Genomic DNA, 15347 nt, shown 5'->3' on the forward strand with positions numbered 1-15347 from the left:
CTGGGTACCGCACCAGTTTCCGCTGCCCGCGCGGTACGTCGAACGCCAAGACCTCCGCGGGACCGTTCGGGACAACCAATTGGCGGGTTTGGTTGTCTGGTTGTCCACAGGGAAGTCGTCTTCGGCGGAGTTGTCCACAGATTGCGCTGCAGCCGTTTTTCGAGGCCTGGTGGCGATAGGATGGAACAGGGACGTCCCCCCCCCCGGTGGAGGGTGGGGGCCTGTCTGGTGGGGCCGGGGTCTGGCGCAATGCGCTGAACCAGGCCCGACGCGTCTCGCATCGAACGCTACGACCCCGATGTGCGGCTGGCTTTGCTTATACAGCTGGCGGCTCTGCAGCGGCGTTGACTTCGTAGGAAAGGTCTTTCGCACGAAGGGTTTCCGGCGTCAGACGAACCCAGACCGTGCCGCGCTCGGCCTCGTTCAGGTAGGCCCGGAATCGCGGATCCCACCGCTGCTCGTCAGGCCCTAGGTACCGCACCAGCTTCCGCCGCCCGCGAGGCACGTCGAAAGCCACGACCGCCGCGGGACCGCTCGCGACGACCTGGCGCACCAGGCCGGTCGCGAGGTCGCAAACGTCGACCGTCAGGGCGAGCCGTGGCGAAGCGCGGACGTGGGCGGGCAGGTGGGACCACTGGCCGCTGAGGATCCAGAACGTGTGGTCCTCCCAGAGGTACCAGGTCGGGCGCACGGTGGGACCGTCAGTGGCGACGCGTGCGGTGAGCGGCTGCGCGAGGTACTCGTCGACGTCGAAGGGCGTCATGCGACCAGCAGCGTCTTGCCAAAAGTGCCGCGCGCTTCCATCGCCGCGTGCGCGTCGGCGGCCGCTGCGAGCGGAAACCGTTGCCCGATCACAGGAGTGAGGTGGCCGGACGAAGCCGCGTCGAGGGCGGACACCGTGAAGGCACGCAGCGCGGCCGCGTCGCCGAGGGAGCGGATCACCGTGACGCCGCGAACGCGAGCGTCCTCTTCGGACACTTCTGCCCACGCGCCGCTCGCGAGTCCGTACACCGCCATGCGGCCGCCGGGACGCAGCAGGGAAAACGCCGTCGTGCCGATGGAGCCGCCCACCCCGTCGAAGACCACGTCGAGCGGTCCGACCACCGAAGCCCAGTCGGCAGCCGTGTAGTCCACCGCCACGTCCGCGCCGAGTTCCCTGGCGCGCGCGAGTTTTTCAGCGCTGCCGGCCGCCGCGACGACGATGGCGCCGGCCGCCTTCGCGAGCTGCACCAGCAGGCTGCCGACGCCACCGGCGGCAGCCTCGACGAGCACGCGGTCGCCCGGCGCCACTGCCGCGGTGTGGACGAGCCCGGTGGCCGTCCGGCCGTCGGCGAGCAACGCGACCGCGGCGTCGAGCGAAAGTGCGTCGGGCACCGGGAAGACCAGGGCCGCGTCGACCACCGCGCGCTGGGCGTAGCCGCCGCTGCCGCCGGTCGACGTCACCACCCGCCGGCCCACGAGCGCCAGGTCAACGCCGTCGCCGACCTTGCTGATCACGCCGCCGACGCCGTTGCCGGGGATCATCGGCAGCTCCGCCGCGGAAGGGCCGAAGCCTGACGCCCGGAACTGCGTCTCCACGAACGTCACGTTCACGAACGCCACCTCGACCAGCACCTGACCCGGCCCCGGGACCGGGTCGGGCGCCTCCCCCGCCACCAGCACCTCGGGTCCGCCGAACTCCCTCAACCACACCGCACGCATGCACGCCCTCCTCCATGACCAGGTGCGACAGCCAACAACCTCGAGCGCGGTCGAGGTCAAGCTATTTGTGCCCGTGGAACCATGAAATGGCGAAAGAACTGTTCTGCGCGCATGATGACACCGCCGTCCGGGTGCATCACCGTGAGTGGCAGCACCTCGAACCAATCCGCCGCCAGGAGGCCGCCGTGCGTATCGCCGTTCCCCGTGAGATCAAGAAGCACGAGTACCGGGTCGCCCTGACCCCGGCCGGCGTGCACGAGCTGGTGGGGCGTGGTCACGACGTGTTCGTCGAGACCGGCGCCGGGGTGGGTTCGTCGATCAGCGACGAGGAGTACGTGGCCGCCGGCGCGAAGGTGCTCGCCACCGCCGACGAGACGTGGGCCGAGGGCGAAGTGGTGCTCAAGGTGAAGGAGCCCATCGCCGCGGAATACCCGCGGCTGCGCAAGGACCTGGTGCTGTTCACCTACCTCCACATCGCGGCCGACCGGCCCCTGACCGACGCCCTGCTGGCGGCGGGCACCACTGCGATCGCGTACGAGACGGTGCAGACGGCCACTGGCGCCCTGCCCCTGCTCGCACCGATGTCCGAGGTCGCCGGCCGGCTGGCGCCGCAGGTGGGCGCGTACTCCCTGATGAAGCCGAGCGGCGGCCGCGGCGTGCTGCCCGGCGGCATCCCCGGCGTGCACCCGGCGCGGGTCGTAGTGATCGGCGGCGGAGTCGCGGGCATCAACGCCGCCCGCGTGGCACTGGGCCTGGGCTCGGACGTCGAGATCCTGGACACGAACGTCGACCGCCTGCGCCAGATCGACAACGACTTCGGCGGCCGCATCCGCACGGTCACCTCCAACCGCCTGTCGGTCGGGGAGTCCGTGCTGGAGGCCGACCTCGTGATCGGCGCCGTGCTCGTGCCGGGTGCGAAGGCCCCGAAGCTGGTCTCCAACGACCTCGTCTCGCGCATGAAGCCGGGCTCGGTGCTGGTCGACATCGCCATCGACCAGGGCGGCTGCTTCGCCGACTCGCGCCCGACCACGCACGACGACCCGACCTACCGCGTCCACGAGTCGGTGTTCTACTGCGTCGCCAACATGCCGGGCGCGGTCCCGCGGACCTCGACCTACGGTCTCACCAACGTGACGCTGCCCTACGCCGTGCAGCTCGCCGAGCGCGGCTGGCACGCGGCCCTGAACGCCGACGCGTCGCTCGCCAAGGGCCTCAACACCCACGACGGCGCCCTCACCAACGAGCCCGTCGCCACCGCGCACGGCCTGCCGCACACGCCCCTGGCGACCGCCCTGGCGTGACCTTTCCGAACCACCTGGCGCCTCGAGGGGCCTCCGCGAACCAGCGGGGGCCCCTCGTGTTTCTTTCGGGCACCGCGCGGCGACCGAAGAGGAGCCCCTGGCCGGAGCGACGTTCGTCACGCTGCGCGTCCCGTTCAGCGGTACCCATTCGGCGATCGAAGTGCCCGTGACGAGGGGTTTCATGATCCTGAACGTGCTTCTTCACCGGTTGCGGGCTCACTCTGTGAAGAAGTAATCGATGTTCGTTGAAGACCCCGAGGAGCGAACTCGCCACTTATTACCTAAGCTGGTACTCGGCGGCCCGCTCCCAGTGACCCCCAGGCTGGTTGAGCGGGTCGCCCCTTCTTCCCCTTCCTGTTCGCACTTCGTGCTCCCCTGGACGGCGCGATGTATTGCCCGGGGGCCGAGCCCCCGGAGCCCCGCGGTGCGATCGGTGACCGACCCAGTGTGGTTGAGGTGGGCCGCGATGTGTTGCGGCACAAGCGCTTTTCTTTGCCGACCCGCGGTCGTGCGGCGGCGGCTGAAGGGGTGAAGGGACCCGTCACCCCTTCAAAGCGGAATAAAAAGTCGGTCCCCGTGCCTAGATTGAGAACGTGACCACCACTGCGACGCGTGCGCGTCAAGACCGCCCGGCTGCTGAGACGCCGGCTCCTCCCGTCGGCTGGGTCCGACGGCTCTCGGCCGCGTGCTGGGAGCACCGGGGCGTCGTCGTGCTCGCGATGGCCGCGGCGATCCTGTCCGTGGGCGTGCAGGCGGCGAGCCCGCTGCTCGTGCGCGCAGCTGTCGACGACGCGGTGGCCGGGCACACCGCGGGCCTCGGCGGCATCGCGGCCGCGCTGGTCACGCTGCAGGTGGTGGCGTTCGGCTCAGCGTTCCTGCGCCGCTACGTCGGCGGCCGGCTCGCGCTCGACGTGCAACACGACCTGCGCAACCGCGTGTTCGGCTCCGTCTCGCGGCTCGACGGCGGCAAGCAGGACGCGCTGCGCACCGGCCAGGTGGTCTCGCGGGCGATCTCCGACCTGCAGCTCGTGACCGGGCTGCTGATGCAGGTGCCGCTGTCGGCGGGGTCGGTGATCTTCGCCCTGCTCGCGCTGGGGGCGATGCTGTGGATGTCGCCGCTGCTCACGCTGATCGCGCTGGTGGTGGCGCCGGCCGTCGGCATCATCGTCACGTTGAGCCGCAAACGGCTCTTCCCGGCCACGTGGTCGGCGCAGCAGCGCGCGGCCGACGTGGCGCAGCAGGTGGAGGAGACCGTCACCGGCGTGCGCGTGGTGAAGGGCTTCGGCCAGGAGTCGCGTGAGGTCTCGCGGCTGGAACGCACGGCGCGGCGGTTGTTCGCCGAGCGGCTGCGCGCGGCCAGGCTGTCCGCGGTGCCCACGGCCACGACCACCGCGCTGCCGGCCGCCGGTCAGGTCGCGGTGCTCGCGATCGGCGGCGTCCTGGCGTTGAACGGCCAGATCAGCCTCGGCACTTTCCTCGCGTTCGCCACCTACCTCGCCACGCTGATCGGGCCCGCACGGATGCTGTCCGGCCTGGTGGTGCAGGCGCAGCTCACGCGCGCGGGCGCCGAGCGCGTGTACGAGCTCATCGACGCACAGCCCGACGTGGTGGACCGCCCCGACGCGCGGCCGCTGCCCGAGGGCCCGCTCGGCGTCGAGCTGGAAGACGTGAAGTTCGGCTACACCCGCAGCGAGCCGGTGCTCGACGGCCTCACGCTCACCGCTCGGCCCGGCGAGACGCTCGCGCTCGTCGGCACGGCGGGATCGGGCAAGTCGACGATCTCGCTCCTGCTGCCGCGGTTCTACGACGCGCACGCCGGCGTGGTCCGCATCGGCGGCCTCGACGTGCGCGATGTTCCGCTCAAACAGCTGCGGCAGGCGATCGGCGTGGTGTTCGAGGAGGCGTTCCTGTTCTCCTCGTCGGTGCGCGATAACATCGCCTACGGGCGGCCCGACGCGAGCGATGAAGAGGTGTACGCGGCGGCGCGCGCGGCCGAGGCCGACGAGTTCATCCGCGCCCTGCCCCACGGCTACGACACGGAGGTCGGCGAGCGCGGCCTCACGCTCTCGGGCGGGCAGCGCCAGCGCCTGGGCCTCGCGCGGGCGCTGATGACCGACCCACGCGTGCTGATCCTGGACGACGCGACGTCGGCGATCGACACCGTCACCGAGGCCGCGATCCACGACACGCTGCGCTCGGTCACGGCCTCGCGCACCACCTTGCTCATCGCGCACCGCCGTTCCACGCTGCAGCTCGCCGACCGGATCGCCGTGCTCGACCAGGGCAAGGTCGTCGACGTCGGCACGGAGGAGGAGCTGCAGGCGCGCTGCCCGCTGTTCCGCGAACTCGTGGCGGGCCCAGGCGACGACGTCGAGAAGCCGCACCGCTGCGAGGGCCTCGAGCCCGACGCCAGCGGCGTCACGCCGGTGTTGTGGCCACGCGACGACCGCGACGAGGTCGACGCGCTCGCCGAAGCCGCCGCCGCACGCGGGGGCACACCGGGCGGTGGAACCGGTTTCGTCGGGGGCGGCGGTGCGGGAGCCGACGTACCGCCGACGCCGGAGCTGCTGGAGGGCGTGCGCAAGCTGCCGCCCGCCGACGACCGGCCACGACTGTCCGATGTGGACATCACAGCCGCCGACCCGGGGTTCCGGCTTTCGCGGCTGCTGCGGCCCGTGCGGTGGCCGCTGGTCGCGGTGATCGCGCTGGTGGCGGCCGACGCGCTGGCGTCGCTGGCGCTGCCCGCGCTGTACCAGCGAGGGGTGGACCACGGCGTGCAGCCGGGTGTCGTCAGCGTGATCTGGCTGATGGCGGGCATCGGCGCGCTCGTGGTCGCGGCCGACTGGTTCGTGGTGCGCGGTCAGACGCGGCTCACCGCGCGCGTCGGCGAGACGGTGCTGTACTCGCTGCGCGTGCGCAGCTACGCGCACCTGCAGCGGCTCGGGCTCGACTACTACGAGCGTGAGCTGTCCGGGAAGATCATGACCCGGATGACCACGGACGTCGACGCGTTGTCCACGTTCCTGCAGACCGGCCTCGCCACCGCCGTGGTGAGCGTGCTGACGCTGGTGGGCATCACCGTCGCGCTGCTGGTCACCGACGCGTCACTGGCGTTGTACGCGCTTGCCCTGCTGCCCATTCTGCTGGTGTCGACGGTGATCTTCCGAAGGGTCGCTTCGCGCGCGTATTCCGAAGCGCGCGAGAAGGTCAGCGTGGTCAACGCCGACCTGCAGGAGAACGTGAGCGGTCTGCGGGTCGCCCAGGCGTACACGCGCGAAGAGCGTTCGGCGGAGGCGTTCGCTTCGCGCAGCGACGCGTACCGGCGCTCGCGGCTGCGGGCGCAGCGCTACGTCGCCACGTACTTCCCGCTGGTGGCGCTGATGTCGGACCTGGCGACCACCACGGTGCTCGTGGTCGGCGCCAACCGCGTGGCCGCGGGCACGCTGGAGGCGGGCGTGCTGCTCGGGTTCCTGCTGTACCTGCAACAGTTCTTCTCGCCGATCCAGCAGCTGTCGGCGGTGTTCGACGGCTACCAGCAGGCGGCCGTCGGCCTGGCCCGCATCGGCGACCTGCTGCGCACGCCGACGTCGGTGCCGCCCGCCGCGCACCCGATCGCGCTGCCGGAGCACCTGAGCGGCGAGGTGACGTTCAAGGACGTCGACTTCTCCTACACGGGCGCCGAGCAGCCGGCGCTGGAGAAGCTGTCGCTGGACGTGGCGCCAGGCGAGACCGTGGCGCTGGTCGGCGCGACGGGCGCGGGCAAGTCCACGGCGGTGAAGCTGGTGGCGCGCTACTACGACGCCACGGGCGGCGCGGTGCTGATCGACGGCGTCGACGTCCGCGAGTACGACCTGGCCGGCCTGCGCGCCCGCATGGGCGTCGTGCCGCAGGAGGCGCACCTGTTCTCCGGCACCGTCGCCGACAACGTCCGCTACGGCCGCCCCGGCGCGACCGACGCGGAGGTCGAGGCGGCCGTCCGCTCGGTCGGCGCGCTCGACGGCGTCGCCGCCCTGCCCGCCGGCTTCCTCCAGCCCGTCGGCGAACGCGGCCGGTCGCTGTCCGCCGGCCAGCGCCAGCTCGTCGCGCTCGCCCGCGCCGAGCTCGTGAACCCCGACGTCCTGCTGCTCGACGAGGCCACCGCCGCCCTCGACCCCTCCACCGAGGCGGCCGTCCTGCGCGCCACCGAACACCTCGCGCGCCGCCGCACCACCTTCGTCGTCGCGCACCGCCTGGCCACCGCCGCGAAGGCCGACCGCATCGTCGTCCTCGCCCACGGCCGCATCATCGAACAGGGCACCCACGCCGAACTCCTGGCGGCCGGCGGCCACTACGCCCGCTTGTGGTCCCTCGGCTGACGTCGGCGGAAAAGCCTTCGCCAGGCACCGGCGCACGACACGAGAATCAGGAGGGTGTTCGAAGAGACGGTATTCGAAGAGGCCAGGGTCCCGGCCCATCAGATCCGCGCGCGCCACGACGACCGGACGATCCGCGTCTACCAGGCGTACTCACCGGAGATCGCCGACGCGGCGCTGGCGGCGGGCACGTTCGTGGCGCCGTTCAAGCGGGAGCGGATGACGTGGATCAAGCCGTCGTTCACGTGGATGGGCTACCGCTGCGGATGGGCGACCAAGCCCGGCCAGGAGCGCGCGCTGGCGTTGGACCTGACGCGCGAGGGCTTCGCCTGGGTGCTCGCCCACGCGGCGCTGAGCCACTTCGACCCGCGGGTGCACCGCGACGAGGCAGCGTGGAAGGCCGCGATGCGGACCAGCCCGGTCCGCGTGCAGTGGGACCCCGAGCGCGACGTGCACCACCGGCCGCTGCCGCACCGCTCGATCCAGCTCGGGCTGAGCGGCGAGGCCGTGGACCGGTACGTGGGCGAGTGGATCACCGCGGTCACCGACGTCACGCCGGTCATGCGCGCCATCCGTGAGCACCTCGCGAACGGACGCGTCACCGAAGCGCGGGCGCTGCTGCCGGCCGAGCCGCCGTACCCGTTGTCCGCCGAGTTGGCCGAGGCCGTGGATGCGACCAAGGAGAACGCGACCGAAGAGAATTAGGGCAGCTCACGCCAGGCCAGCTCGCCCCACCCGGCCGACGTGACCTCCGCCTCGGAGGCCCAGCGGACCGTGCCCGGGCGGACGTGGCTGTCCTGGTCGATGGACCAGTCGGGTTCGCAGGGTGCGACGTGCTCGAAGTCGTCGATGCCGGCGGGGGTGTGCCAGACCACACCGCAGGAGTCGCACATGAGGACGACCTTGCCGTTCTCGACGACCAGGGGGCGGATGAGCCCCTGGTCCCAGAACGAGGGACATTCGACGAGCCACATCGTGCTGCACCACCTCGGAGCGCCAGGGCGGCCGCACAGCCGACGTGGGCCGCATCCTTCCGACAGTGCACCGGGTGGGCGTGAACGCGTGCGGGCGCCTCGGCGAAGGAGGCACCAACGTTGCCCGAAATGGTCGTGACCGGCGAATCTCCTCTACCTCAAACGTCCGCTCCTCGGGACACTTGATCGAGTCAGTGATCGATCCCCTAGTGCGCCAGGCCTCACAGAGGGCGGTTCCATCACACGGCCGTCACAGAGGGGGTTAGCCTGGTAGACGCATTAGCACAGACAAGATCGAGACGGATAGAGGCGAGCCCAAGCCGTGTCCAGCAGCAGCCCTGCGTCACAGTTCGGCCCTAACGAGTGGCTGGTCGAGGAAATGTACGACCAGTTCCTCGCGGACCCTTCCTCAGTCGATGCCGCCTGGCACGACTTCTTCGCAGACTTCAAGCCGACGCAGACGGCACAGGCGAAGGCCGACAGTGCGCGCCAGAGCGCGGCCACCACTGCGGCCAGCGGAAACGGCCACGCGACCGAACCGTCCGCCAAGGCGGTCCAGAACGCCGAGTCGGCCGCCCGGCAGACGGCGCCGACCAAGCCGGCCGCGGCCCCCGCGCCGGCCCCGGCCCCGAAGAGCGCGCCCGCGAAGCCGGCTCCGAAGGCCGCCGAGAAGGCGCCCGCCGCCACGCCGGCGGCGAAGGAAGAGCCGGAGACCAAGCAGCTGCGCGGCGCTGCCGCGGCGATCGCGAAGAACATGGACGCGTCGCTGACGGTGCCCACCGCGACCAGCGTGCGCGCCGTCCCGGCGAAGCTGATGGCGGACAACCGCATCGTCATCAACAACCACCTCAACCGCACCCGCGGCGGCAAGATCTCCTTCACGCACCTCATCGGCTACGCCATGGTGCGGGCGCTGAAGGACTTCCCGAACATGAACCGGCACTACCAGCTGATCGACGGGAAGCCGTTCTCGGTCACGCCGGAACACGTGAACTTCGGCCTCGCCATCGACATGAAGGGCAAGGAGGGTGCGCGCACTCTCGTCGTGGCCTCGGTCAAGGGTGTCGAGGACATGTCGTTCCTGCAGTTCTGGCAGGCCTACGAGGACGTGATCAAGAAGGCCCGCAACAACAAGCTCACCGCCGACGACTTCGCCGGCACCACCATCTCGCTGACCAACCCGGGCGGCATCGGCACCAACCACTCGGTGCCGCGCCTGTCGGCCGGCCAGGGCGCGATCATCGGCGTCGGCGCCATGCAGTACCCGGCGGCGTTCGAGGGCACGAGCGAGAAGACGCTGGTCGACCTGGCCGTCAGCAAGATCATGACGCTGACGTCCACCTACGACCACCGCATCATCCAGGGCGCCGAGTCGGGCGAGTACCTCAAGCGCATCCACGAGCTGCTGCTCGGCGGCGACGGCTTCTACGACGACGTCTTCACCAGCCTGCGCCTGCCGTACGAGCCGATCCGCTGGGTCGCCGACATCCCCGAGGGCCCGGTCGACAAGACCGCCCGCGTGATCGAGCTGATCGACGCGTTCCGCACGCGCGGCCACCTGATGGCCGACACGGACCCGCTTAACTACCGCCAGCGCAGCCACGTCGACCTCGACGTCATCTCCCACGGCCTCACCCTCTGGGACCTCGACCGCGAGTTCCCGGTCGGCGGCTTCTCCGGCCAGGAGCGCATGACCCTGCGCGACATCCTGGGCGTGCTGCGCAACTCGTACTGCCGCACCGTCGGCATCGAGTACACGCACATCCTCGACCCCGAGGAGCGGCGCTGGATCCAGGACCGCGTGGAGATCCCGCACGAGAAGCCGGACTCCACCGTCCAGAAGTACGTGCTGTCGAAGCTCAACGCCGCCGAGGCGTTCGAGACCTTCCTGCAGACGAAGTACGTCGGCCAGAAGCGCTTCTCGCTGGAAGGCGGCGAGACGGCGATCCCGCTGCTCGACACGCTGCTGGACAAGGCCGCCGAGCACGAGCTCGACGAGGTCGTGATCGGCATGCCGCACCGCGGCCGCCTCAACGTGCTGGCCAATATCGTCGGCAAGCCGATCAGCCAGATCTTCCAGGAGTTCGAGGGCAACCTCGACCCGGGCCAGGCCCACGGCTCCGGCGACGTGAAGTACCACCTCGGCGCCGAGGGCAAGTACTTCCGGATGTTCGGCGACGGCGAGACGAAGGTGTCGCTGGCCTCGAACCCGTCGCACCTCGAGACGGTCGACCCGGTGCTCGAGGGCATCGTCCGCGCCAAGCAGGACATCCTCGACAAGGGCGACAGCGCCACCGGGGGCTACTCGGTACTGCCCGTCCTGATGCACGGCGACGCGGCCTTCGCGGGCCAGGGCGTCGTGGCCGAGACCCTGAACCTCGCGCTGCTGCGCGGCTACCGCACCGGCGGCACCGTGCACGTGATCGTGAACAACCAGGTCGGCTTCACCACCGCGCCCGAGCACTCGCGCTCGTCGCAGTACGCCACCGACGTCGCGAAGATGATCGGCTCGCCGATCTTCCACGTGAACGGCGACGACCCCGAAGCCGCCCACTGGGTGGCCAAGCTGGCCGTGGAGTACCGCCAGGCGTTTCACAAGGACGTGGTCATCGACCTGATCTGCTACCGCCGCCGCGGCCACAACGAGGGCGACGACCCCTCGATGACGCAGCCGGCGATGTACGACATCATCGACACCAAACGCTCGGTCCGGAAGACCTACACCGAGTCGCTGATCGGCCGCGGGGACATCTCCGTCGAAGAGGCCGAAGCCGCGCTGCGCGACTTCTCCAGCCAGCTGGAGCACGTCTTCAACGAGGTGCGCGAGCTCGAGAAGCACCCGGCGAAGGCGAGCCCCTCGGTCGAGGAAGAGCAGCAGGTGCCGGCGAAGGTCACCACTGCCGTCTCGCAGGAGGTCGTGGAGCGGATCGGCGACGCGTTCGTCAACGTCCCCGAGGGCTTCACCCCGCACCCGCGCGTGAAGCCGGTCATGGAGCGCCGCCACAAGATGTCGCGCGAAGGCGACGTCGACTGGGCGTTCGGCGAGCTGCTCGCGTTCGGCTCCCTGGCGATGGAGGGCCGCCTGGTGCGACTGTCCGGCCAGGACTCGCGCCGCGGCACGTTCACGCAGCGGCACTCGGTGTTCATCGACCGCAAGACCGGCCAGGAGTACTCGCCGCTGCAGAACCTGGCCGAGGGCCAGGGCCGCGTGATGATCTACGACTCGGCGCTGTCGGAGTACGCGGCCGTCGGCTTCGAGTACGGCTACGCCGTGGCGAACCCCGAGTCGCTGGTCATGTGGGAAGCGCAGTTCGGTGACTTCGTCAACGGCGCGCAGACCGTGATCGACGAGTACATCTCCTCGGGCGAGGCCAAGTGGGGCCAGCGCTCCGACGTCGTGCTGCTGCTGCCGCACGGCCACGAGGGCCAGGGCCCGGACCACACGTCCGGGCGCATCGAGCGCTTCCTCTCGCTGTGCGCCGAGGGCTCGATGACCGTCGCCGTGCCGTCGACCCCGGCGAACTACTTCCACCTGCTGCGCCGCCACGCCCTCGACGGCATCCAGCGTCCGCTGGTGGTCTTCACGCCGAAGTCGATGCTGCGCAACAAGGCCGCGACGTCGGCGGTCGACGACTTCACCGGCCAGAGCCGGTTCATGTCCGTCATCGACGACACCACCCAGAACCCCGACGGCGTCCGCAAGGTGCTGCTGACCTCGGGCAAGCTCTACTGGGAGCTGGTGGCCGAGCGCAACAAGCGCGAGGCGAACGACGTCGCGATCGTGCGCATCGAGCAGTACTACCCGCTGCCGAGGCGCAAGTTGCTCGCCGCCATCGAGCGCTACAGCAACGCGACGCAGATCGCGTGGGTCCAGGAGGAGCCGGAGAACCAGGGCGCGTGGCCGTTCTTCGGTCTCAACCTGCCGCGGAAGTTCCCGGAGGTCTTCGCCGGCCTGCAGGTCGTCTCGCGCCGCCCGATGGCCGCGCCGTCGGCGGGTTCGTCGAAGGTGCACGAGGTGGAGCAGAAGGCGCTGATCGCGAAGGCGTTCGACTGATCGCTGGTTTTCTCCGGAGGCCACCACGGTTCGCCCGTGGTGGCCTCCGACCGTTTGGTGGTATTTCTATACCGGCCAGTGTTAAGGTGGCGGTATAACTATACCTTTCGTGCTGCGAGGTTTTCGTGATCGAACTGAAGACGCCTGCGGAGATCGACCGCATGCACGTGACCGGCCGCTTCGTCGCGGAGGTCCTCACCGAGGTCGGCCGGCTCGCCGACGTGGGCGTCAACCTGCTGGACCTCGAGCACCACGCGCGCGGCATGATCAAGCGGCGCGGGGCGGAGTCGTGCTACTGGGACTACGCGCCTTCGTTCGGCGAGGGGCCGTTCCGCAACGTCATCTGCCTTTCGGTCAACGACGCGGTCCTGCACGGCCTGCCTCACGACTACGTACTACGCGACGGCGACGTGCTCACCGCGGACCTCGCGGTCAGCATCGACGGCTGGGTCGCCGACTCGGCGCGCACGGTCATCGTCGGGGCTCCGGCCGAGGAGGACCTGCGGATCATCCGGGCCACGGAGGAAGCGCTGGAGGCGGCGATTTCGGCGGCTCTGCCGGGCAACCGCCTTGGCGACATCTCCGCGGCGATCTACGCGGTGGCCGGCTCTCATGGCTACCCGGTCAACACGGAGTTCGGCGGCCACGGCATCGGCCGCACCATGCACGAGGACCTGCACGTCTCGAACAAGGGCACGGCGGGGCGCGGCTTGAAACTGCGCCCGGGTCTGACGCTCGCGCTGGAGCCTTGGTTCGCGCGCACGACGGACCGCATCGTGTACGACCCCGACGGCTGGACGATCCGCTCGGCCGACGGCTCCCGGACGGCGCATTCCGAGCACACGGTGGCCGTCACGGAGGATGGGCCGTTGGTGCTTACGCGACGTGAGTCAGAGGTTTCTGGCTTCACGTCGAAGGGTTGACCCGGCGGCCAACTCGTCAATCGGGGTCACCGGTGCCGTCGGTACCGGAGTACACCAGAACGTTCGGCGACCCCGTGCCCGCGTCGGTGATCTCGTCCTTCGTCCCCGCGTCGACCAGCGCGTCGCGGACCTCTTCGGGTGTGGCCGACGGGTGGTCCGCCAGGTACAGCGCGGCGGCGCCGACCACGTGCGGAGTCGCCATCGACGTGCCGCTGATGGTGTTGGTCGCGGTGTCGCTGCCGATCCAGGCGGACGTGATGTCGGACCCCGGCGCGAAGAGGTCGAGGCACGAGCCGGTGTTGGAGAAGGCGGACCTGGCGTCGGTGTCCGTGGTGGCGCCGACGGTGATCGCCTCGGGTACGCGGGCGGGCGAGGCGTCACACGCACTGCCGCCGTAGGAGTTGCCGCCCGCGATGCCATACGTGACACCCGCGGCGATTGAGCGCTGCACGGCCTCGTCCACCACAGTGGACACGGGGCCGCCGAGGCTCATGTTCGCCACGGCCGGCAGCTCGGCGTTCTCGGTGACCCAGTCGATGCCGGCGACGACCTGGTCGAGCGTGCCGCTGCCGGTGCAGTCGAGCACGCGGACCGCCGTCAGGCTGACTTCCTTCGCCACGCCGTAGGTCGTGCCGCCGATCGTGCCGGCCACGTGGGTGCCGTGGCCGTAGCAGTCGGTGGCGTCGGAATCGTTGTCCACAAAGTCGTACCCGGAGACGGCGCGACCGTCGAACTCGGAGTGGGTGCGGTTGATCCCGGTGTCGATCACGTACGCGTGCACGTCGGCCGCCGTCGTGCTGTAGCTGTAGTCCGCGTCCAGCGGCAGTTCACGCTGGTCCACCCGGTCGAGGCCCCACGACGGCGGGTCCGGCTGGTCCGTCATGACGTGGACCACGCGGTTCTGCTCCACAAAGGACACATCGGGGTCGGCGGCGGTGCGCTTGGCCTGCGTCTCGGACATCGTGCCGGTGAAGCCGCGCAGCGCCTTCGAGAACGTGCGCTCGACCGAGCCGCCGTGGCGGCCGGTGACGTTCTTCGCCGTCGACTCCACCGAGGCGCCGTCCTTGAGCACCACGAGGTAGCTGTCCTTCACCGCACCGGCACCACCCGCACCGACGATCGCGCCCTCCTGCGCGGCCGCCACGCCGCTCCCGAACACGGTGACGGTCGCGATCGAGGCGACACTCCCCAGGATCGTCAGGCTTCTGGTCACTGTTCCCCGAGATTTGCGCACAGTTCGTCCCTCCTCGACCAGCGCGAGCACCAGTTGGCCTGAGGCTAGGTGCGCGGCCCTGCTCGCAGGAAGAAGAGTCGCCTCGGAGGTTTTCACCGCGTTGCGCTGTTCGGACCATTCGCGTGAGCGGAAAAGAGTTTTACCCGTGCACGCGCGGCCAGGAAGAATTCACCCCCATGCTGATCCGCCAAGCCGTTCGCGGCGACGAGACCGCGATCCGCGCCGTGCACACGGCCGCGTTCGCGCAGCCCGGGCTCACCACGGTGCCCGAGGCCGTGCTCGTCGACGGACTGCGGGCGGACGGGGACCTCATCCCCGCGTTGTCGCTGGTCGCCGAGCACAACGGCGAGGTCGCAGGCCACGCGTGCTCGAGCCCGGCTTTGCTCGGGGACGATCCGAAATCCGCGCTGGGCTTCGGGCCGCTCGGGGTGCTGCCGGAGGTTCAGCGCCGCGGGGCGGGGTCGGCGCTCGTGCACGCGACGCTCGCGGCCGCCGATGCGCTCGGGTTCGCACTCGTGGTCCTGCTGGGCGATCCGGGGTACTACCGCAGGTTCGAGTTCGTGCCGGCCGAGCGGCTGGGCATCACACCGCCGGTGCCCGAGTGGGCTCAGCACTTCCAGGCCCGCACGCTGACCGCGTACAAACCGGAAAACCGGGGCGCCTTCCGGTACGCGCCCGCGTTCGAACGACTGTGAAGGGAAGCCGATGACCATCCTCTGGCGACCCACCGGACCGGTGGAGCTGGAGCTCGTGGGTGCCGGCCGAGGAGCTGGAGGAGTTCAACCGGCACCTCATCGGTGAGATCGAG

The 15347-nt window shown here is 70.2% G+C and carries 9 protein-coding genes and 1 pseudogene; 6 read left to right on the forward strand and 4 right to left on the reverse strand.

Translation table 11 applies throughout. From position 1 onward, the window contains the following. Window positions 1-316: 316 nt before the first annotated feature. Window positions 317-763 carry a pyridoxamine 5'-phosphate oxidase family protein gene (locus tag K1T34_RS09910; protein WP_220243986.1) on the reverse strand — a complete coding sequence of 149 codons (447 nt, stop codon included), beginning with the start codon at window positions 761-763 and terminating at the stop codon, window positions 317-319. Further along, entirely contained in the window at window positions 760-1701 is a 942-nt protein-coding gene (locus K1T34_RS09915; RefSeq protein WP_220243987.1) for a zinc-binding dehydrogenase, read from the reverse strand. The genes K1T34_RS09910 and K1T34_RS09915 overlap by 4 nt, the downstream gene beginning before the upstream one ends. A 185-nt stretch (window positions 1702-1886) precedes the next feature. Between K1T34_RS09915 and ald the strand changes: the two genes are divergently transcribed. The 3 genes from ald (at window position 1887) to K1T34_RS09930 (ending at window position 8059) form a co-directional block, all read left to right on the forward strand. Beyond that, the gene (ald, locus tag K1T34_RS09920) at window positions 1887-3002 is read left to right on the forward strand and encodes an alanine dehydrogenase (RefSeq protein ID WP_220243988.1); all 1116 of its coding nucleotides are present in this window, start codon (window positions 1887-1889) and stop codon (window positions 3000-3002) included. Between the two features lie 593 nt (window positions 3003-3595). Continuing rightward, window positions 3596-7357 carry an ABC transporter ATP-binding protein gene (locus tag K1T34_RS09925; protein WP_220243989.1) on the forward strand — a complete coding sequence of 1254 codons (3762 nt, stop codon included), beginning with the start codon at window positions 3596-3598 and terminating at the stop codon, window positions 7355-7357. Between the two features lie 54 nt (window positions 7358-7411). After that, the gene (locus K1T34_RS09930; RefSeq protein ID WP_220243990.1) at window positions 7412-8059 is read left to right on the forward strand and encodes a DUF4291 domain-containing protein; all 648 of its coding nucleotides are present in this window, start codon (window positions 7412-7414) and stop codon (window positions 8057-8059) included. On the opposite strand, the gene K1T34_RS09935 is transcribed toward K1T34_RS09930, so the two are convergent. Next, window positions 8056-8328: a hypothetical protein gene (locus K1T34_RS09935; RefSeq protein ID WP_220243991.1), complete on the reverse strand. Its 273-nt coding sequence runs from the start codon at window positions 8326-8328 to the stop codon at window positions 8056-8058. The two genes, K1T34_RS09930 and K1T34_RS09935, sit on opposite strands and share 4 nt — an antisense overlap. A 322-nt stretch (window positions 8329-8650) precedes the next feature. On the opposite strand from K1T34_RS09935, the gene K1T34_RS09940 reads away from it, so the two are divergent. Both K1T34_RS09940 and map read left to right on the forward strand, forming a co-directional pair. Next, window positions 8651-12382 carry a multifunctional oxoglutarate decarboxylase/oxoglutarate dehydrogenase thiamine pyrophosphate-binding subunit/dihydrolipoyllysine-residue succinyltransferase subunit gene (locus K1T34_RS09940; RefSeq protein WP_220243992.1) on the forward strand — a complete coding sequence of 1244 codons (3732 nt, stop codon included), beginning with the start codon at window positions 8651-8653 and terminating at the stop codon, window positions 12380-12382. Between the two features lie 125 nt (window positions 12383-12507). Further along, window positions 12508-13305 (forward strand): type I methionyl aminopeptidase, encoded by a 798-nt coding sequence (gene map / locus K1T34_RS09945; RefSeq protein ID WP_220243993.1) that lies wholly within the window; start codon window positions 12508-12510, stop codon window positions 13303-13305. A 19-nt stretch (window positions 13306-13324) separates the two neighbouring features. On the opposite strand, the pseudogene K1T34_RS09950 reads toward map, so the two are convergent. Further along, window positions 13325-14539: pseudogene (locus K1T34_RS09950) on the reverse strand (S8 family peptidase); the annotation flags it as partial. A gap of 176 nt (window positions 14540-14715) precedes the next feature. Between K1T34_RS09950 and K1T34_RS09955 the strand changes: the two are divergent. Next, window positions 14716-15234, forward strand: a complete 519-nt coding sequence (locus K1T34_RS09955; RefSeq protein WP_220243995.1) for a GNAT family N-acetyltransferase — start codon at window positions 14716-14718, stop codon at window positions 15232-15234. Window positions 15235-15347: the final 113 nt, after the last annotated feature.

This window comes from Amycolatopsis sp. DSM 110486 (assembly GCF_019468465.1).
Lineage (GTDB): Bacteria > Actinomycetota > Actinomycetes > Mycobacteriales > Pseudonocardiaceae > Amycolatopsis.